The organism is Rhizobium hidalgonense (genome assembly GCF_002914525.1).
GTDB lineage: Bacteria > Pseudomonadota > Alphaproteobacteria > Rhizobiales > Rhizobiaceae > Rhizobium > Rhizobium hidalgonense.
Map to the genome: position 1 here is coordinate 76,073 of NZ_LODW01000042.1, position 20,328 is coordinate 96,400.

A 20,328-nucleotide genomic window follows, 5' to 3' on the forward strand; every position below is an offset into this window, starting at 1 on the left:
GATTATCGCCTGACCGCCCACGTGCGTTCAAAGGCTGTCTGCCCAATCGATCACCCGGTCATGTCCAACGACCACGATGGTGTTGGCTGCGGCGATCGTGCGCAGCGCCACGATGCGGCGGCGGTCTTCCTGGTCGAGCCAGGCGGCAAGGGCCTCGGTGACGATCTCGTCGCGCGGCAGCGCCAGGTCGATGGCCAGGGCGTCAAGCCTTTCCGCGAGCGGAAGCGGAATATGCGCATCGAGCATTTTCGTTTCCATGGGCCTCTCTCCGGTGAGCCGTGATCATAGTGTCAGATTGTGACCGGTTCGGGAGCAATCAATAGCGATGCCGCCGATGTTATCGATCATTACAAAAATATAAGGTTGGTCGGCATTTCCTTCTCTTTGCCGCTTCCGCCAATCCGCCTATATCGCTTCCATGTTCCTGCGCCCCATTCTTCGCCTGTTTGAAACCTGGATCGATCCGTTCCGTCCGCGCGCCAATCTTCAGCCGCCGGGCTCGACGCTCGGATTCATCCGGTTCTATATCGGCCAGGCGAAGATGCCCTTCGTCGCCATGCTCGTTCTCGGCGGCACATCGGCGGCAATCGAGGCGGCACTTTTCTGGTTCGTCGGCCGGCTGGTCGATATCCTCGGCAGTATCACACCCGGCGCCGGCTGGAGCGGTCTTCTGGCAGCCCATGGCGGCGAGCTGTTCGGCATGCTCGCTCTCATCGGCCTCGTACGTTTCGTCGTCGCTTTCCTGATCGCGCTCGTCGATCAGCAGGTGATCACGCCGGGTTTTTACAATCTAGCACGTTGGCAATCCTATCTCCATGTCTCCCGGCAGTCTTTATCGTTCTTCCAGAGCGATTTCTCCGGGCGCATCGTTACCAAGGTCTGGTCGGCCGGGCAGGCGGCCGGGGATCTCGTCACCTCGCTGATGGAAAGCGTCTGGTTCGTCGGAATTTATGCCGTGACGACGCTCGTACTCGTCGCCCGGCTGGACTTTTCCCTGGCCGCCGTCGTGCTGTTCTGGCTTTGCGCCTTCAGCCTGCTTGCCCGCCACTTCGTTCCCAGGATCCGCCATCATTCCCGCGAAACGGCGGAGGCCGGATCGATGCTGAACGGCCGGATGGTCGATTCCTACAGCAACATGCAGACGCTGAAGCTGTTTGCGCGCGCCGAGGAGAGCGACCGCTACATGCGGCAGGGCTTCGATATCTATCAGGATACGGTGCTGCGCTTCACCCGCTTCATTACCGGTGTCCGGGCCTCCATGGCGCTGCTCTCCGGCCTGATGATCGTGACGATGGCGGGGCTGAGCGTCGATCTCTGGCTGCGCGGCCTGGTCAGCTCGGGTGCCGTGGCATTCTCGCTGGCGCTGGTGCTCAGGCTGAATTTCCTGTTGGGGCGGCTGATGACCCAGTTCAACGGCATCATGCGCAATCTCGGCACCATCCAGAACGCCGCCGAGCTGATCTCCCAGCCTCTGGGGCTCGTCGATCGGCCGGATGCGAAGAGCCTGATGATCCGGCAGCCCGGCATCCGCTTCGACAATGTTTCCTTCCGCTACGGCAAAGGTCACCTGCCGGTCGTCGAGAATTTCTCCCTGACAATACACCCGGGCGAAAAGGTCGGGATCGTCGGCCGTTCCGGCGCGGGCAAGTCGACGCTGATGAACCTGCTGCTGCGCCTCTATGACATTCAGGACGGCCGCATTCTCATCGACGGCCAGGATATTGCGGCTGTGACGCAGGAATCGCTCAGGATGCAGATCGGCGTCGTCAGCCAGGACACGTCGCTGCTGCATCGTTCGGTGCGCGACAATATCCTGTTCGGACGGCCGGATGCCGGTGAGGAGCGCTTGGTCGAGGCAGCCACGCGCGCCGAAGCCATCGACTTCATCGAGCGCCTGCAGGATCAGCAGGGGCGCAGCGGTTTCGATGCGCATGTCGGCGAACGCGGTGTGAAACTGTCAGGCGGCCAGCGGCAACGCATCGCCATTGCCCGCGTCATGCTGAAGGACGCTCCGATCCTTGTCCTCGACGAAGCGACCTCGGCGCTCGATTCGGAAGTGGAGGAAGCGATTCAGTCCAATCTCCATCGGATCATGGAAGGCAAGACCGTGCTTGCGATCGCTCATCGGCTGTCGACGATTGCTGCGCTCGACCGGCTGATCGTTGTCGATCTCGGCCGCATCATCGAGGAGGGCACCCACGATCAGCTGCTTCGCCGCGGCGGGCTCTATGCCGAGCTCTGGGCGCGCCAGTCCGGCGGTTTCCTCGCGGCGGACGAGGATGCGGTCTCAAGGGTCGACGGCGAATTCCGCCATGAGGCCAAAATGATTTGAACCGAAGCCGTCTTTGATGCGGCTCACCGATTTCAGCCGAAGGGGCGCATTGCTGAAGATGTGATCGATCGGAATGCCGAAGGCGCCGGCAGCAATCGGCCATGTGGCCGGCTCCAGCGATACCGTGCCCAGGCCCTGGCTGCGCATAAGATACTGTACGTCGGGCGCCAGGATGGAGGTATTGAAATCACCGGCGAGGACAAGCGGTCCCGGCAGGGTGGGGATGATCTCGGCGAGATCTTCGATCTCAAGGCCGTGGAATTCGTCATAATAAGGTTTGGTCAAATGCGCGGCGAGGAAATTGACCTTTTGACCGTCGAAATCGATCGTCGAGATCGTCAGCCGGTTGCGCCAGAGCAGGCCGAGGTTGCGGATGCGGGGCTCGATCAGCGGGCGCTTCGACAGAACCAGCGTATCGCATTCCTGCATGCCGACGCCGCAGCCGATGTAATAGGGATACGTCTTCAGGAGGCGCGGCAGTTCCGACAGCAGCGGTTCGGCCTCGAGTATGTTGATGACATCGGCGCCGGAGGCGATGGCCATGTCGGCAATTGCCGGGCCGTTGGCGAAATTGTCATTCTCGATGTTGAAGGACATGAGCTTGAAGAGGGCCGGGCGGTTTTCTTCGACGGCGGGCTCGACGAATTCGCGCATCATCACGACACCGTGGGCGGCAAGGACCACGGATACGCCAAGCGTCAGCAGCGCATACCAGTGCCGCTTGACGAGAAAGGCTGCGATGGACGCCGCTGCTGCTGCCACGGCCAGATGGACCTGGAAGCTGTAAAAGAAGGAAAGCAGATAGAAATCTTTGACGTAGCGCAGCGAGACGACGGCAAGGACGAGGGTCGTGAGAACGCTGAATACGCAATAAATCGTGTCTCTCATCCGCTTCTGTCCGGCTCGCTGGCTTGGCTGCGACTGCGCCTATCACGGTGGGCTTTTTGTTGCAATGCAGCATAAGGGCAAGCTCGTGTTTGCCTTAAAAATTTCATCGGAAATTCCCGCGACATTGTGCCCTCGTCCCCTTGCCAAGGCTGGACATAATTTGCGATCAAGCTTAGAACGCGCCGGATTGCCGGGGAATCTATGGCCGAATTGTGTCCAGATCGATTCGCCGGCAGAGGGGGCAGGGCGGAATTCCGCAATAGATGCGCAGAGGATGGTTAGGCCGTGAGCGAACACGTAACGACAAGCGAGGCTTCGACAGAGCCTACTCGCCGTGATTTCCTTTATCTCACCACTGGTATGGCGGGCGCTGTCGGCGCCGTCGCGGTTGCCTGGCCGTTCATCGACCAGATGCGCCCGGATGCGTCGACGCTGGCGCTGGCCTCCATCGAAGTCGATGTCGCGAGCCTTGAGCCCGGCATGTCGCTGACGGTCAAGTGGCGCGGCAAGCCGATCTTCATCCGCAACCGTACGCCTGAGGAAGTGAAGGCCGCCGCCGATGTTCCGCTGGCAGATCTCAAAGATCCGGTCGCCCGCAATGCCAACCTGCCGCCTGAAGCTCAGGCAACCGGTGTCGACCGTTCAGGCGGCAAGGACAAGGAAAACTGGATCGTCATGATTGGCACCTGCACCCATCTCGGCTGCGTTCCGCTCGGTCAGGCCGGCGAATATAATGGTTGGTTCTGTCCCTGCCATGGCTCGGTCTACGATACGGCCGGCCGCATCCGTAAGGGTCCTGCGCCGCAGAACCTGGCGATTCCGACCTTTTCATTTATATCCGATACCAAAATCAAAATCGGTTGAGGGGAGACTGATTAATGAGTGGCCATTCCAGCTACGAGCCGTCAACCGGCCTTGAGAAATGGGTCGATGCGCGCCTGCCTTTGCCGCGCATGGTCTATGACAGCTTCATTGCCTATCCGGCTCCCAGAAACCTGAACTATGCCTATACGTTCGGCGCCATGCTCGCCGTCATGCTGATTGTGCAAATCCTGACGGGCGTCACGCTCGCCATGCATTATGCCGCCGACACCACGCTGGCCTTCAACTCCGTTGAAAAGATTATGCGCGACGTCAACCACGGCTGGCTGCTGCGCTATATGCATGCCAACGGCGCCTCCTTCTTCTTCGTCGCCGTCTACCTGCACATTGCTCGCGGCCTTTATTATGGTTCCTACAAGGCGCCGCGCGAAATCCTTTGGATCCTCGGCGTCGTCATCTACCTTTTGATGATGGCGACCGGCTTCATGGGCTATGTTCTGCCCTGGGGCCAGATGTCCTTCTGGGGCGCGACGGTCATCACCGGCTTCTTCTCGGCGTTCCCGCTGGTCGGCGAATGGATCCAGCAGTTCCTGCTTGGCGGCTTCGCCGTCGATCAGCCGACGCTGAACCGCTTCTTCTCGCTGCACTACTTGCTGCCCTTCATGATCGCCGGCGTCGTCGTCCTGCACATCTGGGCGCTGCACGTCACCGGCCAGACGAACCCGACCGGCATCGAAGTCAAGACGAAGACGGACACGGTGCGTTTCACGCCTTATGCGACGATGAAGGATGCGCTTGGCGTTTCCGTCTTCCTGCTGGTCTACGCCTATTTCGTCTTTTACCTGCCGAACTTCCTGGGTCACGCGGACAACTACATCCCGGCTGACCCGTTGAAGACGCCGGCCCACATCGTTCCGGAATGGTACTTCCTGCCGTTCTACGCGATGCTGCGCTCGATCACCTTCAACGTCGGCCCGATCGACTCCAAGCTCGGCGGCGTGCTGGTGATGTTCGGCGCGATCATCGTGCTGTTCTTCCTGCCCTGGCTCGATACCTCCAAGGTTCGCTCGGCCGTCTACCGTCCCTGGTACAAGCTGTTCTACTGGCTGTTCGTGATCAATGCGATCATCCTCGGCTGGCTCGGTTCGCAGCCGGCGGAAGGCCTGTTTACGACGATTTCGCAGATCTGCACGCTGCTCTACTTCGCTTTCTTCCTGGTCGCGATGCCAGTTCTCGGCCTGGTGGAAACACCGCGTCGCATCCCGAACTCGATCACCGAAGCGGTGCTCGAAAAGCGCAACAAGACAGTTGCTGCCAATGCAGCGGCCAATGCATAAGCGCGCGGCGGAAGGAAACAGAAATATGAAAACGCTTGTTGCAAGCATTCTTTCGCTCGCAGTCGCTGCCGTTCTCGGCAGCGCCGCCTTCGCCCAGGAAGCGACGCCCGCCAATGGCGCAGCACCCGCCCATCACGAGGAAGGTGCGACACCGCACTATCCGCTGAAGGAGCCGAAGGAGGAGGAGTGGAGTTTTGCCGGCCCGTTCGGCCATTACGACAAGGCTCAGCTTCAGCGCGGCCTCAAGGTCTACACCGAAGTCTGTTCGGCCTGCCATTCGATGAACCTCGTGCCTTTCCGCATGCTCGATGAGCTCGGTTATTCCGAGGCGCAGGTGAAGGCTTTCGCCGCGAACTACGAGGTCCAAGACGGGCCGAATGCTGCCGGTGAGATGTTTACCCGCAAGGCGGTCCCTTCCGATCACTTTCCGGCGCCTTTCGCCAATGCGGAGGCGGCTGCCGCTTCCAACAACGGCGCGGCTCCGCCTGACTTTTCGCTGATTGCCAAGGCCCGAGAAGTCGAGCGCGGCTTCCCGCGGTTCGTCGTCGACATCTTCACGCAGTATCAGGAAAACGGCCCGGACTATATCCACGCGCTGCTGACCGGCTATGAAGAACCGCCGGCCGGTTTCCAAGTGCCGCAGGGTGGACATTACAATCCCTATTTCCATGCCGCTGCCGTTCTCGCCATGCCGAAGCCGCTTTCCGACGGCCAGGTAACCTATGATGACGGCGCGCCGGCGACCGTCGACCAGTATTCGAGAGACGTCTCCGCCTTCCTGATGTGGGCTGCCGAGCCGCATCTGGAGGAGCGTAAGCGCACCGGCTTCATGGTCATGGTCTTCCTGGCGATCTTCACCGTGCTGATCTATCTGACGAAGCGCTCGGTCTACGCCAACAAGGAACATTGAGCGTTCCTTGTCTGAATTCGAAAGGCGGCTTGCGAGCCGCCTTTTTTATTGCCTGCCGCTTTGCGTCGATTCCGGCCGGCAATCCCTTCGGAAACCGCTTACACTTTTCGGCTTCATGATCTAGGGTGCGGGCCGTTTCATGCCCTCGCAGAATATGGACTTTCCATGAACAATACGCTTTCGGAGCTCGCAGCCAGCATCCGCTCCATCCCCGACTATCCCAAGCCCGGCATCATCTTCCGTGACATCACCACGTTGCTCGGCAACCCCCGCGCGTTCCGCCGGGCGGTCGATGAACTCGTGCAGCCCTATGCCGGCACGAAGATCGACAAGATCGCCGGCATGGAGGCACGCGGCTTCATTCTCGGCGGTGCGGTGGCGCACCAGCTTTCCTCGGGCTTCGTGCCGATCCGCAAGAAGGGAAAGCTGCCGCACGAGACCGTGCGCATCGCTTACAGCCTGGAATATGGCGTCGACGAGATGGAGATGCATCGCGATGCGGTGCAGCCCGGCGAGAAGGTTATCCTGGTCGACGACCTGATCGCCACCGGCGGTACGGCCGTTGGTGCGACCAAGCTGCTGCGCCAGATCGGCGCTGAGGTAGTCGGCGCCTGCTTCGTCATCGATCTGCCGGATCTCGGCGGTCGCAAGAAGCTGGAAGAGCTCGGCGTCGTCGTGCATACGCTGGTCGAATTCTCCGGCCACTGACCCGGCATTCCGCCAGCGGCGTCAGTCGAATTCCAAGACGCCGCTTTCGAAGCGCATGACGGCATCGCCGTTCTGATTGACGCCCTCGCAGAGAATGGTGTTGAGGTGCCAGCCCGGCCGCGACGCAAGCGGCCGGCTCGAGAGCAAGGCGACCGAATAGGTCACGACGTCGCCCGGGAAGATCGGCCGCAGCCATTGCAGTTTCTGGAAGCCCGGCGAGGGGCCGAGGTTCGGCGCCTTCAGGCCCCTCTTCGCGAGGGCAACGCTCTGGGTTTTCCAGAAGGCGAGGAAGGTTCGCATCCAGGCGGCGGTGGTATGCCAGCCGGACGCGCAGAGGCCGCCGAAGAGGGTATCTTTGGCGGCTTCCTTGTCGACATGAAAACGCTGCGGATCGTAGCGCTCGGCGAAGCGGATGATGTTTTCCTCGGTGAAGGTGTAGCTGCCGATCTCGGCCATTTCACCGATGGCGTAAAGCTCGGACATTCTCATGCTGTAATCTCCGGGCGCATGCGGATCATCACCGAATTCTCCGAGAGACAAACGAGGTCGCCGCGCTGGTTTTCCACCTCGTGACGGAACTTGACGATTCCCATGCCGGGGCGCGAGCGCATCGGCCGGGCTTCGAGTACGGTCGAGTGACCCTGCAGCGTATCGCCTGAAAGCACCGGCTTTCGCCATTCCATCAGATCGATGCCCGGCGCACCCTCGCAGAGTGCGTTCAGAATATAGCTGTCGGCCATCATGCGCATCAGCATCGAGGAGGTATGCCAGCCGGAAGCGGCGAGCCCGCCGAGAATGCTGGCGCGGCCGGCGGCCTCGTCGAGATGCATCGGCTGCGGATCGAATTCGCGGGCAAACTCGATGATTTCCTCAGCCAGCACCAGCTTCGGGCCGAGGGTGAAGCGGCGGCCAGGCTGAAAATCCTCAAGGGAAAGCATTTCTGCCGACATTCGCTCCTCCGCCATATGCAGCCTAGAACAGGATGTTTTTAGGCCGCTCGGCCAGAAATCTGAATCCTGTTCTACATTAAAGAGTTAGAGCAGGATGTCGTCCGAAAACCGCTTACACTTTTCGGCATCATGCTCTAGTGCTTACAATAGCATCCGCATGGGCTCAATGATTCCGGGGAGATAAACAACCGGTATGACTGAACTAAGGTCGATACTCGACGAGGCGGTGCGCCGAGAGCTGATTTCGTCGGAGGCGGGCGGGCGGCTGCTGCCGTTCCTCATCGAGCGCGGCGTGGCCGTCGCCGGGGCGACGCCGGCCATGGCGGCCGAGGAGCAGGCGTGGTCGGATACGGAGACGCCGCGTTTCGTGCGCGGCTTCCACGACGTGCTGATCACCATCGGCGTCATCGTGGCGCTCGTCGGCCTCTGGGGCCTTGCGCCGCTTTATGCCGTGCCGCCTGCCATCATCGTGCTTTCGGAAATCCTGGTGCGCCGCCAGCGGCTCGCTTTGCCGGCCGTCAGCCTGACGATTGCGCTGTTCTGCTGGACATTTTTGCTGATGTCCCGCGTCTTCACGCCGTGGACTTCCGAAATCGGGGCGGAACTGACGCAGTTCGTCGCCGGTTTCCCGATCCTTCTCGGCATCTACTATGCCCGCTATCGCGTGCCCCTGTCGCTGGCGCTCGCCATCATATCAACGCTTGCCTTGGTCCTCACCCTGCTTTTGCGCTTGGTGCAATCGCTAAGTGGCAACCCTGCATTTTTCGTCGATCATCTTGCCGTGCTGGCTGCAGTCTCCCTCGTCTGCGCGCTTGGCCTCTTCGCGACGGCACTCTATTTCGACCTCGGCGACCGGCTGCGCCGGACGACGCGCTCGGATATCGCTTTCTGGCTGCATCTCGGCGCGGCGCCGGCGCTGCTTTACAGCACTGTTTCCTTGCTGTCTCTGGGGGAAGGCGGCCGTATCTTCGACTTGGCGAACGCATCGGCCCGGACGCCGGTGGTCGTCGCGACGGTAGCGGCGCTGATGCTGATCGGTCTCATTATCGACCGCCGCGCCTTCGTCACCTCGGGGCTGCTGTCGCTCGGCGTCGCGATTTTCAGCGTCTTCCGGCACGGAAGCGCGACTGTTGACACCTATATCTTCACGACGCTGATCGTCGTCGGGGCCATCGTACTCATTGTCGGAACGGGATGGATGCCGCTTCGGCGGCAGGTGCTGCGCGCACTGCCGGCTGCTATTTCACAGAGACTGCCGCCCGGTTGAAGGCGGCAGTCACTTCGGATCAGGTGTTGAAGCGGAAGTGGATGACGTCGCCGTCCTGGACGACGTATTCCTTGCCTTCGTCGCGCGCCTTGCCGGCATCCTTGGCGCCGACTTCGCCGTTGTACTTGACGTAATCGTCATAGGCGATGGTGTTGGCGCGGATGAAGCCGCGCTCGAAATCCGAATGGATGACGCCGGCGGCCTGCGGCGCCTTGGTACCGCGCTCGATCGTCCAGGCGCGCGTTTCCTTCGGACCGACGGTGAAATAGGTAATGAGGTGAAGCAGCTTGTAGCCGGCGCGGATCAGCCGGTCGAGACCTGCTTCGTCAAGGTCGAGGGCGGAGAGGAATTCCTTGGCCTCATCCTCGGGAAGCTGAGCGACTTCAGCCTCGATCGCCGCCGAGATGACGACGGTTTCGGCACCCTGTTCCCGAGCCATGACGGCGACGGCCTCGGTGAATTCGTTGCCGGTCGATGCTTCGGCCTCGGCGACGTTGCAGACATAGAGCACCGGGTGCGAGGTCAGGAGATTGAGGCCCTTGAGGATGGCGATCTCCTCGGCGTCGAGCGTCGACAGCAGTGTGCGCACCGGCTTGCCCTCATTGAGCAGCTTCAGCGACGCTTCCATGATCGGCAGCATCGCCACCGATTCCTTGTCCTTGCTGGTGGCGCGCTTGCGCGTCTGCTCGGTGCGACGTTCCAGGCTTTCGAGGTCGGCGAGCATCAGCTCTGTCTCGATCGTCTCGGCATCGGCGACAGGGTTGATGCGGCCTTCGACATGGGTGATGTCGCTGTCTTCGAAGCAGCGCAGCACATGGACGATGGCGTCGACTTCACGGATATTGGCGAGGAACTGGTTGCCGAGGCCTTCACCCTTCGAGGCGCCGCGCACCAGACCGGCGATATCGACGAAGGAGATGCGGGTCGGGATCAGTTCCTTCGACTTGGCGATGTCGGCAAGCTTGCGCATGCGCGGATCTGGCACGGCGACTTCGCCGGTATTCGGCTCGATGGTGCAGAAGGGATAATTCGCCGCCTGTGCCGCCGCCGTCTTGGTGAGCGCGTTGAAGAGGGTCGATTTGCCGACGTTCGGCAGACCGACGATGCCGCACTTGAAGCCCATGGCTAAAACCTGCTGTTCTTGAATTCCTTGTGGCTGCCTATGGGATAAAGGAGCAATATGGTCAAGTCTTAGAGAGCTTTTCCCGTCGCTGACTTGTCGATCGATCGGTGCCGGCCTATTGTTGAAAGCGACGGAGATTTCGGCGCATTGCGGGTTTTTGCAGGATGCAGGTCACCCGCCCAAAGGCAATTGCCGCTCTCCATGTCAATGCCGATACTCGGTTCCGGCGTCTTTGAAGCCGGGCACTGCCACGGCTGGCCGTCGGAAATTCGTCATCGACAATGATTAGATAGTTTACAGAACCTGACCCCATGTCATCAACGGCTGGATTTTTCCGATGAGTGACAATGACGTTGTCGTGAAACCGAAGACCAAAGTGAAGCTGAAGCTAGACAAGCCGAAGCTCTACAAGGTCATCCTCGTCAATGACGATTATACGCCGCGCGAATTCGTCATCTTGATCCTGAAGGTCGTCTTCCGCATGAGCGAGGAGACGGGTTACCGGGTGATGATGACAGCGCACAAGCTCGGTTCCTGCGTGGTCGTGGTCTGCGCCAGGGACATTGCCGAGACCAAGGCCAAGGAGGGTATCGACCTTGCCAAGGAGATGGGCTTTCCGCTGATGTTCACGACGGAGCCGGAGGAGTAAATTGTGGTTCAGGGGCGGCGGATCTGAAAACCGGTCTTATCCCGCAGGAAGCCGCAATTTTCGTAGAAGCGATGTGTCGCCGGGTTCGTCGAGCCGGTCAGCAGCATTACCTTGTAACAGCCGGCCTTCCAGGCCTCGGTCACCGCATGGCCGATAACGGCGCCGGCATGACCGCGCTGGCGGTGGTCGGCGTGGGTGACGACGTTCTCAATCAGTGCATAGGAGGCGCCGTTCCGCGTCAGGTTCGGGACGACGATTAGGGTAGCGGTTGCCGCGGCGAGATCGCCGGCAAAGCCGATGAATACGGTCATGCCGGGTTGGGCGAGGATGGCGGAGAACCGCTCTTCTGCCATGGTTTCGTCGAGAACCGGATCCGTTGGGTTCAGATGCCGGTAGAGGGTGGTCAGCCCGGGAAGATCGCCTGATGCTGCGGGACGGATGGCGAAATTCTGATCCGGCACCGGCCTCATTCCCCCTTGTTGCCGAACATCTTCTTCAGAATATCGGCCATCGGGCCGGTGGCCAGCACCTTCGGCTGATTGTGATTGCGGGCCTGATGTATATGCGACTGGCCGGCCGGCTTCTTTTCACTATTTTTGTTGTCCTTCCGCGGCTTCTCCTCCTCGGCCTTGCCGCCGAGTGCCAGCGCGATCTTGTTCATCAACTGCGAATCCTCGTTTCGCACCAGCATGTCGGCATTGTCGGCAAGCGTGTCGAGAAGCGGCTCCAGCCAAGCCTTGTCGGCCTTGGCGAAATCGCCGAGGACGTGGTTCTGCACCATTTCCTTGATGCCGGGATGGCCGATGCCGAGCCGCAGCCGCCGGTATTCCTTGCCGCAATGGGCGTCCAGCGACTTGATGCCGTTATGGCCGCCATGGCCGCCGCCGGTCTTCAGCCGCGCCTTGCCCTGGGGAAGATCGAGTTCGTCGTAGATCGCGACAAGATCGGCGGGCTGGAGCTTGTAGAAGCGCATCGCCTCGCCGACGGACTCGCCTGAGAGGTTCATGAAGGTCTGCGGCTTGATCAGCAGCACCTTCTCGCCGCCGAGCTCGCCCTCGGCGATCTCGGCCCTGAATTTCTTGGACCAGGGCGAGAAGCTATGGCGCCGATGAATGGCGTCGACGGCCATGAAGCCGATATTGTGGCGGTTGCCGGCGTATTTGCCGCCGGGATTGCCGAGACCCGCGATGATCAGCATGGTCTGTCTTCCCTCGCTAGAACTTCCCGCCGTTCACCATCTGGAAATGAAACCAAAGTCAAGTCGAAAGGGCAGCGGCCGTCGGAGTCATTCCGACAGGTTCATGCCGTATTTCAGGAAGATCTGCTTCTGTACGCCGTCGGCGATCAGCTTGTCGAGGGCTGCCTGCATCCTGGCGCGCAAATCGTCCGGAAAACTCTTCTCGCAGGCGATGCTCATCGGCTGGGCGGAGAGCACGGTCACCATTTCCAGCGGCTGATCGGCCTTCAGCTTTTCGAAATAGAGTTCGGAGATCGGCATCATGTCGATTCGGCCGCCCAGCAACTTGCGCAGCGTCGCGTTGAAGTCGCTGGCGACATCGAGCTTGGTGAAACCCTTCTCCTTCAGGATCGTCTCGGTATAATCCTCGCGCTGCGTGCCGATCGTATATTTCTTCGCTTCGTCCAGACTGCCAGCTGTAACGCCGGAACCCTTGCGGGTGATCAGGATGTTGCGATCAATGAGCAATGGTTCGATCCATTTGAACAACGGGTCGCGTGCGCCATTGTGGGCGGTCGCGAAGACGCAGGTCATCGGTGCCGTGCGGGCAAGGCCGAAAGCGCGCGCCCAGGGCATGATCTCGATCGTGTAGTCGACGCCGATCGCGGCCATCACCTTTTCGACCTGCTCGACGGTCGCGCCCTTGATCTCCTTGCCGTCGCGATAATTGAAGGGGGCATAGTCCTCGGTGGTGAAGGTCACGGTTTGCGCATGGGCGGTGCAGGGCAGCGCCAGGCATGCAAGAAACAGGAGCTTTTTCATCATAATCATCTCCTTTATCCTTCGTTCAAGAGGCCCGTGCGACGGCCGATTGCGGGGCCATCAGTTCCTCGATGAGGACGGCTGCGTGCTGCGGACGGTGGAAGAGATAGCCCTGCCCATAATCAAGCCCCATCTGGTGGAGCGTGCGGCATTCCTCTTCGGTTTCGATGCCCTCGGCAATGACGGTGCAGTTCATCTTGTGCGAAAGCGTGGTAATGCCTTCGATCAGCATGCGGCTCTTCTGGCGCACGTCGTCATCGCCATCATTGATCGCGCGGGTGAAGGACTGGTCGATCTTGATGATGTCGACCGGGAAGCGGTTGAGGTAACTCAGCGACGAATAGCCGGTGCCGAAATCATCGAGCGCGATACGGCAGCCGAAGCGGCGAAGCTCGGTGACGATCATGCGAATTTCGGGGTTGTCGTGCATCAGCACGGCTTCGGTAATCTCGACGACGATGCGCTCGGGTCGGATGCCATGGCGACCGACAATGGCGGCAAGGCGGGCCGGCAGTGCCGGCTCGAACTGCAGCGGCGAGAAGTTGATGGCGAGATAGGTGTCCTGCATGCCTGATATGCGGGAAATCTTCGCGAGGTTGGCGATCGCCTTTTCCATGATGACGTTGCCGACGCGGACGATCTTTGCCGTCTCTTCGGCGACGCTGATAATCTCGGCCGGCGGCATCAAGCCTTTCTGCGGATGGTTGAGGCGCATCAGTGCTTCGAAACCTGATATACCGCGACCGTTCAGATTGACGATCGGCTGCAGGAAGGCCTCGAACCAGTTGTCGACGAGACCAGCTTCGATATTGGCCTCGATCTCGGCGCGCCTGCGGGCACGGTCGAGCATGGCGTTATCGAAAAGCTGCGCGCCATTCTTGCCGTCGCGCTTCTTGGCATACATCGCCAGGTCGGACTTCTGCAGCAGTTCGGCCGCGGTTGCGGCATGGTGCGGATAGATGGCGATGCCGACGGAAGCACTCAGATGCATGTCGGGGGCGAACGGCGTTTCGAAGATCGAGGCGATCTTGTCGCACATCATCCTGGCGCGTTTTTCGGCATCTTTCGCCGGCAGCAGGATGGCAAATTCGTCGCCGCCGAGACGGGCCGCCTCATCGGAGGGGGCAAGGTAGGCCTTGAGGCGTTCGACGAGCTCGACCAGCGCCATGTCGCCGGCGGCGTGGCCCATATTGTCGTTGATCCATTTGAAGCGATCGAGATCGACGAAGAGGCAGGCCAGTTCCTGGCCGGCCGCATCGGCGGCGGCGATCTTGTTGTCGAGGACGGCTTCGAAACCCTGGCGATTGAGCAGCCCGGTCAGGTGATCGGTGATTGCCTGGCGGTGGTTGCGGTCCTCGGAGGCCTTGAGCTCGGTTACATCGGTCATGACCGACAGCGAGAGGCGGTCCTGAGCGCCGGCTTCCGCCTCCGATTCCATGATAAGGACGTCCATGGTACGGCCATCCAGGCAAACGAACTTGACCGTAACGGTCATACTGCTTTCGGCCCGGCGACGTTTGACGAACTTGTCGCGGGTGGTCGATGTGACGAGATCGGCGAAATTGCGGCCGATGACGGCGGCGCGGTTATAACCCGTGGCCAGCAGCCAGTAATCGCTGACGGCGGTGATGCGATCTTCCTCGTCGAGGGAAAAGAGCATGGCGGGCGTCAGATTGTAGATGTCGGTGGCGCGGCGGTGGGCGAGCTTCAGCTCCTTTTCCTCGCTTTCGAGCTTGGTCTGCATCTCGTTGAAGCTGCGGGCCAGCCGTCCCATCTCGTCGTTCGACTGCCAGTCAACATGGTGCCGGGAGCCGAGCTGACGGGTAGCCTCGATCGCCGCCGTCAGCCGCATCAGCGGCTGGATGACGAAGAACCGGTTGCCGATCAGCGCCGTGCCGAAAACGGTCAGCACGGCGAAGATGAAAATCGAGATGAAGACGACCTCTTCCTGCTTCAGGCCGGAAAACAAGCCGAGCGCGGGATAGTAGACGCTGATGCTGCCGAGATTCTTCGGGCCGTCGACGGCGTTGTAGATAATGGCGCGCGACACCTGGACGAGCTTGCCGTCGAAGGAGCGCGGAATGGTGGACTGACTGATGTCGAGCTGGCCCGACTGGTCACGCACCTCGACCTTGACGATAGCGCCTTGGGAAACCACCGTCGCGCTGATCTGGGTGACGCTCTCCTCATCGAGATCCCAGAGCGGCTTTGCCAGCGCCTGGGCATTGGCGACAAGAAGAACGGAAATATGATCGCGTATTTCCTTGTCGGCCCGTTCCGAGGAAAGAAAAAGGAAGAGAACAAAGAGGGGAGCGACAAAAACGAGCAGCGCTCCGCAAACAATTCCAAAAAATCTGTTCTCAACGGAATTGTTCATGGTTCCGTTTACTCCCCCAGGCCGACCCTATCTGCTGTCGCGCGCTAAGGCGGGCTTCTTCGCAGCTGACGAAGCATGCTTTCACGAATACGTTAAATGTTGCTGAAACGGGGGCTTGCCGGGCAACGAAAAGCCCGCCTTCCCAGGGAACTGGCTCCTGAAAGTTGGACGACAACCTTTCAGGGGCCAATTCATGGGAAAGCGGGCCGTATGCTTTACAAATTGGTTGAAGCGATCAGGCTTCAGCTTCGCCTTCCGCGGCGCTCTCGTCGATGCCGGCAGCCGGAGCGATGATGGTCGCGATCGTGAAGTCACGGTCGATGACGGTGGTGACGCCCTTCGGAAGGGTGACTTCCGAAATATGGATGCTGTCGCCGATCTTCTTGCCGCTGAGGTCAACGTTGAAGAATTCCGGGATCGCATCGGCCGGGCAATGGACTTCGACTTCATGACGAACGATGTTCAGCACGCCGCCGACCTTGAGGCCCTGGGACTTATCTTCGTTGATGAAGTGAACCGGGATTGCGACGGTCACCTGGGTGTTGCCGGAGACGCGCAGGAAATCGACATGCATCGTGAAGTCGCGGACCGGATCGAGCTGGTAGTCCTTCGGCAGAACCTTGTACTTCTTGCCGTCGACTTCGATCGTCGCCACGGTGGTCATGAAACCACCGGCATGAATGCGCTTCGTCACCTCATTGGTGTTGAGAGCGATGGCAATGGGGGCCTGCTTGTCACCATAGATGACAGCGGGAATCAAACCGTTGCGGCGAAGTTCACGGGCGGACCCCTTACCAACCCGTTCGCGCGCCTCGGCCTTGAGCTCGTAAGTTTCCTGGCTCATGGCTATTCCTTTCGAGGTTATTTGGAGAGTTCGTCGGCGGGCAAAAGCCTTGTTCCGTCGAACCGGAGGCGGGGTTTCCCCATCCTCATCCGCGTTGCCTCCAAGGGTGTCTACACGGACCGGTGGCCTATATTATAAGTCGGTCTGAAACGCAAGTTGCGGATTGCCGCGGTTTTTGGGTGATATACAGTCGTCCGCCGCGGCGCTCAATTATTGAGACGGCAAATCTGCTTGGATCGACTGCGTGCCATCCGCGCCGGCCGTCTCGACCAGAAGAACCTCGTTGAAATGTTTGTAATCCACGCCCGCCCGCGTGGCAAAATTGCCAGTACCTGCCGCCACTTGGCTTGACATGAGCGCAGTTGGCATCTTTGGATGCCGCAATCAAAAAAGCGGCTGAGGAGAAAAACAGACTATGCGTCTCAAACATGTCACGGCAACGAGCTTGCTTGTTCTTTGCCTTTTCACCACGGCCAAGGGCGCGGAGATCAACCAGGACGGCGCCAATGCGGTCAAGGAGACTCTGACGAAGCTGCTTCCTGACGAACTGGCGAAGAGCGGCTTTATAGCCGTTAATCCGGCGGGTACGCGCTACGAAGTCATTTACGATCTGGCCAAGCTGGTTGCCAAAGCTAATCCGGCGACGTTCACGATCAACGGGTTGACACCGTTCTCGATGTTCGCCACGCCGCTCGACAGCGGGCTCTGGAACGTCGAAGGTGACAACAAGTTCAACGTCTCCGGCCACTTCAAAGGCCCGGATCAGAAGCCGACGGATTTCACCTATTCCATCGCTTCGCTTGTTTATACCGGCGTCTTCGACCCGGCGATCAGCTATCTACGCTCCGGCACATTCGCGGCCAAGGACATCAAGATGGCCAGCAAGTCCGAAACCGAGGAGGTCCATGCCAGCATCACCAGCATGGACCAAAAGCTGAGTTCGACGGACAGCGCAGGCGGCAATAGACGTATCGATTTTGTCGGCAACGCCTCGATGTCTGGTTTCGTCGAGCAGGTTTCCGGCCTGCAAATGCCGCCCGTCGAATTTCGTGCCGGCTCGATCAATGTCGATGCCAAGGTGGACGCCCTGCCGGCAAAGCAAATACGCGACATGGTTTTCTTTGTCCTCGATCATCTCGATGAGAAGGAATTGAGCCCGGAGAACAGCGACAAGATCAAGGGAATAGTGAAGGAAGCCTTCCCGCTTCTTACCTCGTTCAGCGAGACGATCGGGGTCAACGACCTGATCGTCAGCAGCGAGATGGGTAAGGGCGGCGCCAAAGCACTCGGCTACAATCTCGCTATCGACGGGCCGAGTGACGCCATGCGCTTCGGCTTCGGCATGAACGCCCAGGAGATCAGCCTCGACACGCCGCTGATGCCGGTAAACTATTCGGCCTTCATGCCGACCAGCTTCGATTTCCAGCTTGCTGTTCCGAACCTGGATTTCGCAAGCTTCGGCGACGCGATCATGGCGTTGGATTTCAACGATAGAGCGCCCGAGAAGACCGGCGAGGAGATGGCGAAGAAGCTCTTCCACGACGGCCGGCTTGCCGTCGAGTTTCCGAAGATCAGCGCCAAGTCTCAGGTCTATGATGTCGATATGACGGGCAAGATCGAGGGGCGCGTCGACACCCAGAAGGACTATTCGATGGAGGCGACGATCCTTGCTCGCGATCTCGACAAGACGATCGCGGCGGTTCAGGAACTCGCCAAGACGGATCCCGATCTCAACCAGGTCTCCTTCGGCATCATGATGGTGAAGGGATTCGCCAAGACCGATGCGGACGGTCGCTCGCGCTGGGACATCAGCGTCAGCCGCGATGGTTCCGTGGCGGTCAATGGCCAGCAGATCAAGGGACCGGATGGTCCCGATCAAGATCAGGGGCTGGAGACAGACCAGGACCAGGATCAGGGACTGGAGCCAGACCAGGATCAGGAGCCGGGGCAGGGTCAGGACGCGGTGCCGGCGCCGCCGCAGCAGCCCTGAGCGCAATCAATCGCAAATGAAGAGGTCGGCCTTGTGCCGGCCTTTTTTTGCCAACGATCGGCGCGGCGGTTTATTCCGGGCTTTCGCCGTCAAGGAACGCGGCTTCGCGACAAGCAACGGCCAGCGATTCATGCGGCTCGGACAGCATGCCCGGGAATAGCTGGTTTATCTGTGCTGAAATTGAAAGAGCCGGACGAATGCCGGCTCTTCTTAGTCGAAGAGGCTGGAGACGGACTCTTCCTGGGCCGTTCGGCTGATGGCTTCGCCGATCAGCGGCGCCGTCGTCACGATGCGGATATTGTGCGCCGAGAGTACGGCTGTGGTCGGCTGGATCGAATCCGTAATGACGAGTTCACGAAGCTTCGAGGAGGTGACGCGGGTTACCGCGCCGCCGGAGAGGACGCCGTGGGTGATATAGGCGGTGACGCTCGATGCGCCCTGGGCCAGCATCGCGTCGGCGGCGTTGCAGAGCGTGCCGCCGGAATCGACGATGTCGTCGATCAGCAGGCAGTCCTTGCCGGTGATGTCGCCGATGATGTTCATCACTTCGGATTCACCCGGCCGATCGCGACGCTTGTCGACGATGGCAAGAAGACAGTCCAGCCGCTTGGCAAGCGCGCGGGCACGAACCACACCACCGACATCAGGCGAGACGACCACGACATTGCTGAGGTCGTAATGGCTTTTGATGTCGCGCGTCAGCACGGGCATGGCGAAGAGATTGTCTGTGGGTATATCGAAGAAGCCCTGGATCTGCCCGGCATGGAGATCGAGCGTCATGACGCGGTCGGCGCCGGCTTCGGTAATGAGGTTGGCGACCAGCTTTGCGGAGATCGGTGTGCGCCCTGAGGCGCGACGATCCTGACGCGCATACCCGAAATAGGGAAGCACTGCAGTGATGCGACGGGCTGAAGAACGACGCATCGCGTCGATCATGATCAGCAGCTCCATCAGGTGGTCGTTGGCAGGAAAGGCGGTCGGCTGGACGAGGAAAACGTCTTCGCCGCGCACATTTTCCTGGATTTCCACGAAGATTTCCTGATCGGCAAACCTTCGAACACTGGCTCTCCCCAAGGGAACGTTGAGATAGGTGCAGATCGCTTCGGCGAGTTGCCGGTTCGAATTGCCTGCGAAAACCTTCATTTTGGTCCGCCTGTTATGCGCTGATAGCCGCGCTTTTTAGCCAGCTTCCCCGTGAATGCAAGGGCAAAGGCGCCACAGGCTTTGATATTTGCAAAAAGTTTGTGACTAACCGCCCCGCGTCTGCCGCCAGGAGGCGAATTCCGCGATGGTTTTCGAGCCGATCTGCTGCATCACCGAGGCAGGAACGCCGGCCCAGGGGTTGGCCGCCGCCGTCGGCACGCTTTCCTGCCCTTGGATGCGATGCAGGCGGCCGCCTCCGCTGTCGAGAATGTCCCAGACATAAACCACGGTGACCTTGCCGTCGTCGCTGAAGGCGGAGAGATAACCTTTGAGAATGTAGTCGCTGCTCGCATCGGTCGAGCTCTTGATGGAAAGGCCGTGCGCGCGCGCCTCTGCGCCGAGCTGGCGCGAGAGCGGGGTCACGGCCTGCACTGGCGCGCCGATGATCGGCAGGAAGCGCACGGTATTGCCGCGAGCGGCAGAGGCGCCGGCGCTGAGGTCGGCGGTCTGCTGCGGCTGCTGCGCTTCGGCCGCCGGAGCGGCAGGTTCACCGCCGCTTGACGGCGGCGGCAGCGATTGTCCTTCGATCGGGGTGGAAGCGGCGGGCGAGGAATCGTTGCGCGACAAAGCGTCGGCCTGCTCCTGCATCGTCGTCGGCGGTGCACCGGAACCGGGCCGATAGGTCCGTTGCGTTTGGTCGTAGGCCGGGTGATAGCCGCGCTGCCGTGTATTTGCGGCGAAGGCTGGCTGGCGGGTGCCTGCCAGGCTCTCGGCCTCGCCCTGCGTCACCGGGCTCGATGGCGCACTGGCTGAGGAATTGCCGATGTCGACCAGCGGCGTCAGCGCATCGGTGGTATTGCAGGCGGTCAATAGAGCCATGACGACCAGGAGCGTGGGCACAATCGCAGCTCGCGTCATCCCTTGATCCGTCCTTCCCACAATCGCATCAGCCCCGTCCGAATTTATGCGGGCGGGGGCGGGCGTCTGTC

At 60.4% G+C, this 20,328-nt stretch carries 20 protein-coding genes; 8 read left to right on the plus strand and 12 right to left on the minus strand.

Going from position 1 to position 20,328, the window contains the following annotated elements:
* Window positions 1-27: 27 nt before the first annotated feature.
* Complete coding sequence (locus tag ATY29_RS05015) at window positions 28-258, minus strand: ribbon-helix-helix protein, CopG family (RefSeq protein ID WP_003565529.1); 231 nt, start codon at window positions 256-258, stop codon at window positions 28-30.
* A gap of 160 nt (window positions 259-418) precedes the next feature.
* On the opposite strand from ATY29_RS05015, the gene ATY29_RS05020 reads away from it, so the two are divergent.
* Complete coding sequence (locus ATY29_RS05020; protein WP_003565528.1) at window positions 419-2,332, plus strand: ABC transporter ATP-binding protein; 1,914 nt, start codon at window positions 419-421, stop codon at window positions 2,330-2,332.
* Here ATY29_RS05020 and ATY29_RS05025 read toward each other — a convergent pair.
* Entirely contained in the window at window positions 2,288-3,220 is a 933-nt protein-coding gene (locus ATY29_RS05025) for an endonuclease/exonuclease/phosphatase family protein (protein ID WP_003565526.1), read from the minus strand. The genes ATY29_RS05020 and ATY29_RS05025 overlap by 45 nt on opposite strands.
* A gap of 285 nt (window positions 3,221-3,505) precedes the next feature.
* Between ATY29_RS05025 and petA the strand changes: the two genes are divergently transcribed.
* The 4 genes from petA to ATY29_RS05045 all read left to right on the plus strand — a co-directional run bounded on the left by petA (window position 3,506) and on the right by ATY29_RS05045 (window position 6,997).
* Window positions 3,506-4,084, plus strand: a complete 579-nt coding sequence (gene petA / locus ATY29_RS05030; protein ID WP_003565524.1) for a ubiquinol-cytochrome c reductase iron-sulfur subunit — start codon at window positions 3,506-3,508, stop codon at window positions 4,082-4,084.
* 14 nt (window positions 4,085-4,098) lie between these two features.
* Window positions 4,099-5,379, plus strand: coding sequence for a cytochrome b (locus ATY29_RS05035; RefSeq protein ID WP_097535410.1), 1,281 nt, complete (start codon window positions 4,099-4,101; stop codon window positions 5,377-5,379).
* Window positions 5,380-5,404: 25 nt separating this feature from the next.
* Window positions 5,405-6,289, plus strand: coding sequence for a cytochrome c1 (locus tag ATY29_RS05040; protein WP_003565521.1), 885 nt, complete (start codon window positions 5,405-5,407; stop codon window positions 6,287-6,289).
* Window positions 6,290-6,454: 165 nt separating this feature from the next.
* Window positions 6,455-6,997, plus strand: coding sequence for an adenine phosphoribosyltransferase (locus ATY29_RS05045; protein WP_003565519.1), 543 nt, complete (start codon window positions 6,455-6,457; stop codon window positions 6,995-6,997).
* A 21-nt stretch (window positions 6,998-7,018) separates the two neighbouring features.
* Here ATY29_RS05045 and ATY29_RS05050 read toward each other — a convergent pair whose 3' ends face one another.
* Together ATY29_RS05050 and ATY29_RS05055 are read right to left on the minus strand one after the other, a co-directional pair.
* Window positions 7,019-7,486 carry a MaoC family dehydratase gene (locus ATY29_RS05050; protein WP_003565517.1) on the minus strand — a complete coding sequence of 156 codons (468 nt, stop codon included), beginning with the start codon at window positions 7,484-7,486 and terminating at the stop codon, window positions 7,019-7,021.
* On the minus strand, window positions 7,483-7,947 hold the full coding sequence (locus ATY29_RS05055; protein ID WP_003565515.1) for a MaoC family dehydratase: 465 nt from the start codon (window positions 7,945-7,947) through the stop codon (window positions 7,483-7,485). Before ATY29_RS05055 ends, ATY29_RS05050 begins: the two co-directional genes overlap by 4 nt.
* Before the next feature lie 193 nt (window positions 7,948-8,140).
* Here ATY29_RS05055 and ATY29_RS05060 point away from each other — a divergent pair, with 193 nt between their 5' ends.
* Window positions 8,141-9,214 (plus strand): hypothetical protein, encoded by a 1,074-nt coding sequence (locus tag ATY29_RS05060; RefSeq protein ID WP_025416739.1) that lies wholly within the window; start codon window positions 8,141-8,143, stop codon window positions 9,212-9,214.
* A gap of 19 nt (window positions 9,215-9,233) precedes the next feature.
* Here ATY29_RS05060 and ychF read toward each other — a convergent pair whose 3' ends face one another.
* Complete coding sequence (gene ychF, locus ATY29_RS05065; RefSeq protein WP_097535412.1) at window positions 9,234-10,337, minus strand: redox-regulated ATPase YchF; 1,104 nt, start codon at window positions 10,335-10,337, stop codon at window positions 9,234-9,236.
* A 337-nt stretch (window positions 10,338-10,674) separates the two neighbouring features.
* Here ychF and clpS point away from each other — a divergent pair, with 337 nt between their 5' ends.
* Window positions 10,675-10,986, plus strand: coding sequence for an ATP-dependent Clp protease adapter ClpS (gene clpS, locus ATY29_RS05070; protein ID WP_025416738.1), 312 nt, complete (start codon window positions 10,675-10,677; stop codon window positions 10,984-10,986).
* A gap of 8 nt (window positions 10,987-10,994) precedes the next feature.
* Here clpS and ATY29_RS05075 read toward each other — a convergent pair whose 3' ends face one another.
* From ATY29_RS05075 to ATY29_RS05095, 5 genes are all read right to left on the minus strand, one after another.
* Window positions 10,995-11,456 carry a GNAT family N-acetyltransferase gene (locus ATY29_RS05075; protein WP_025416737.1) on the minus strand — a complete coding sequence of 154 codons (462 nt, stop codon included), beginning with the start codon at window positions 11,454-11,456 and terminating at the stop codon, window positions 10,995-10,997.
* Entirely contained in the window at window positions 11,453-12,184 is a 732-nt protein-coding gene (pth, locus tag ATY29_RS05080) for an aminoacyl-tRNA hydrolase (RefSeq protein WP_025416736.1), read from the minus strand. The genes ATY29_RS05075 and pth overlap by 4 nt, the downstream gene beginning before the upstream one ends.
* 87 nt (window positions 12,185-12,271) lie before the next feature.
* Window positions 12,272-12,985, minus strand: coding sequence for a substrate-binding periplasmic protein (locus ATY29_RS05085; protein ID WP_003565504.1), 714 nt, complete (start codon window positions 12,983-12,985; stop codon window positions 12,272-12,274).
* A gap of 25 nt (window positions 12,986-13,010) precedes the next feature.
* Complete coding sequence (locus ATY29_RS05090) at window positions 13,011-15,362, minus strand: EAL domain-containing protein (RefSeq protein ID WP_097535414.1); 2,352 nt, start codon at window positions 15,360-15,362, stop codon at window positions 13,011-13,013.
* A gap of 235 nt (window positions 15,363-15,597) precedes the next feature.
* Entirely contained in the window at window positions 15,598-16,206 is a 609-nt protein-coding gene (locus tag ATY29_RS05095; RefSeq protein ID WP_003565498.1) for a 50S ribosomal protein L25/general stress protein Ctc, read from the minus strand.
* 415 nt (window positions 16,207-16,621) lie between these two features.
* On the opposite strand from ATY29_RS05095, the gene ATY29_RS05100 reads away from it, so the two are divergent.
* The gene (locus ATY29_RS05100; RefSeq protein ID WP_097535416.1) at window positions 16,622-18,196 is read left to right on the plus strand and encodes a hypothetical protein; all 1,575 of its coding nucleotides are present in this window, start codon (window positions 16,622-16,624) and stop codon (window positions 18,194-18,196) included.
* Window positions 18,197-18,406: 210 nt separating this feature from the next.
* On the opposite strand, the gene ATY29_RS05105 is transcribed toward ATY29_RS05100, so the two are convergent.
* Together ATY29_RS05105 and ATY29_RS05110 are read right to left on the minus strand one after the other, a co-directional pair.
* Window positions 18,407-19,339, minus strand: coding sequence for a ribose-phosphate pyrophosphokinase (locus tag ATY29_RS05105; protein WP_003565494.1), 933 nt, complete (start codon window positions 19,337-19,339; stop codon window positions 18,407-18,409).
* A gap of 105 nt (window positions 19,340-19,444) precedes the next feature.
* Window positions 19,445-20,257, minus strand: a complete 813-nt coding sequence (locus tag ATY29_RS05110) for a hypothetical protein (protein ID WP_097535418.1) — start codon at window positions 20,255-20,257, stop codon at window positions 19,445-19,447.
* Between the last annotated feature and the right edge of the window lie 71 nt (window positions 20,258-20,328).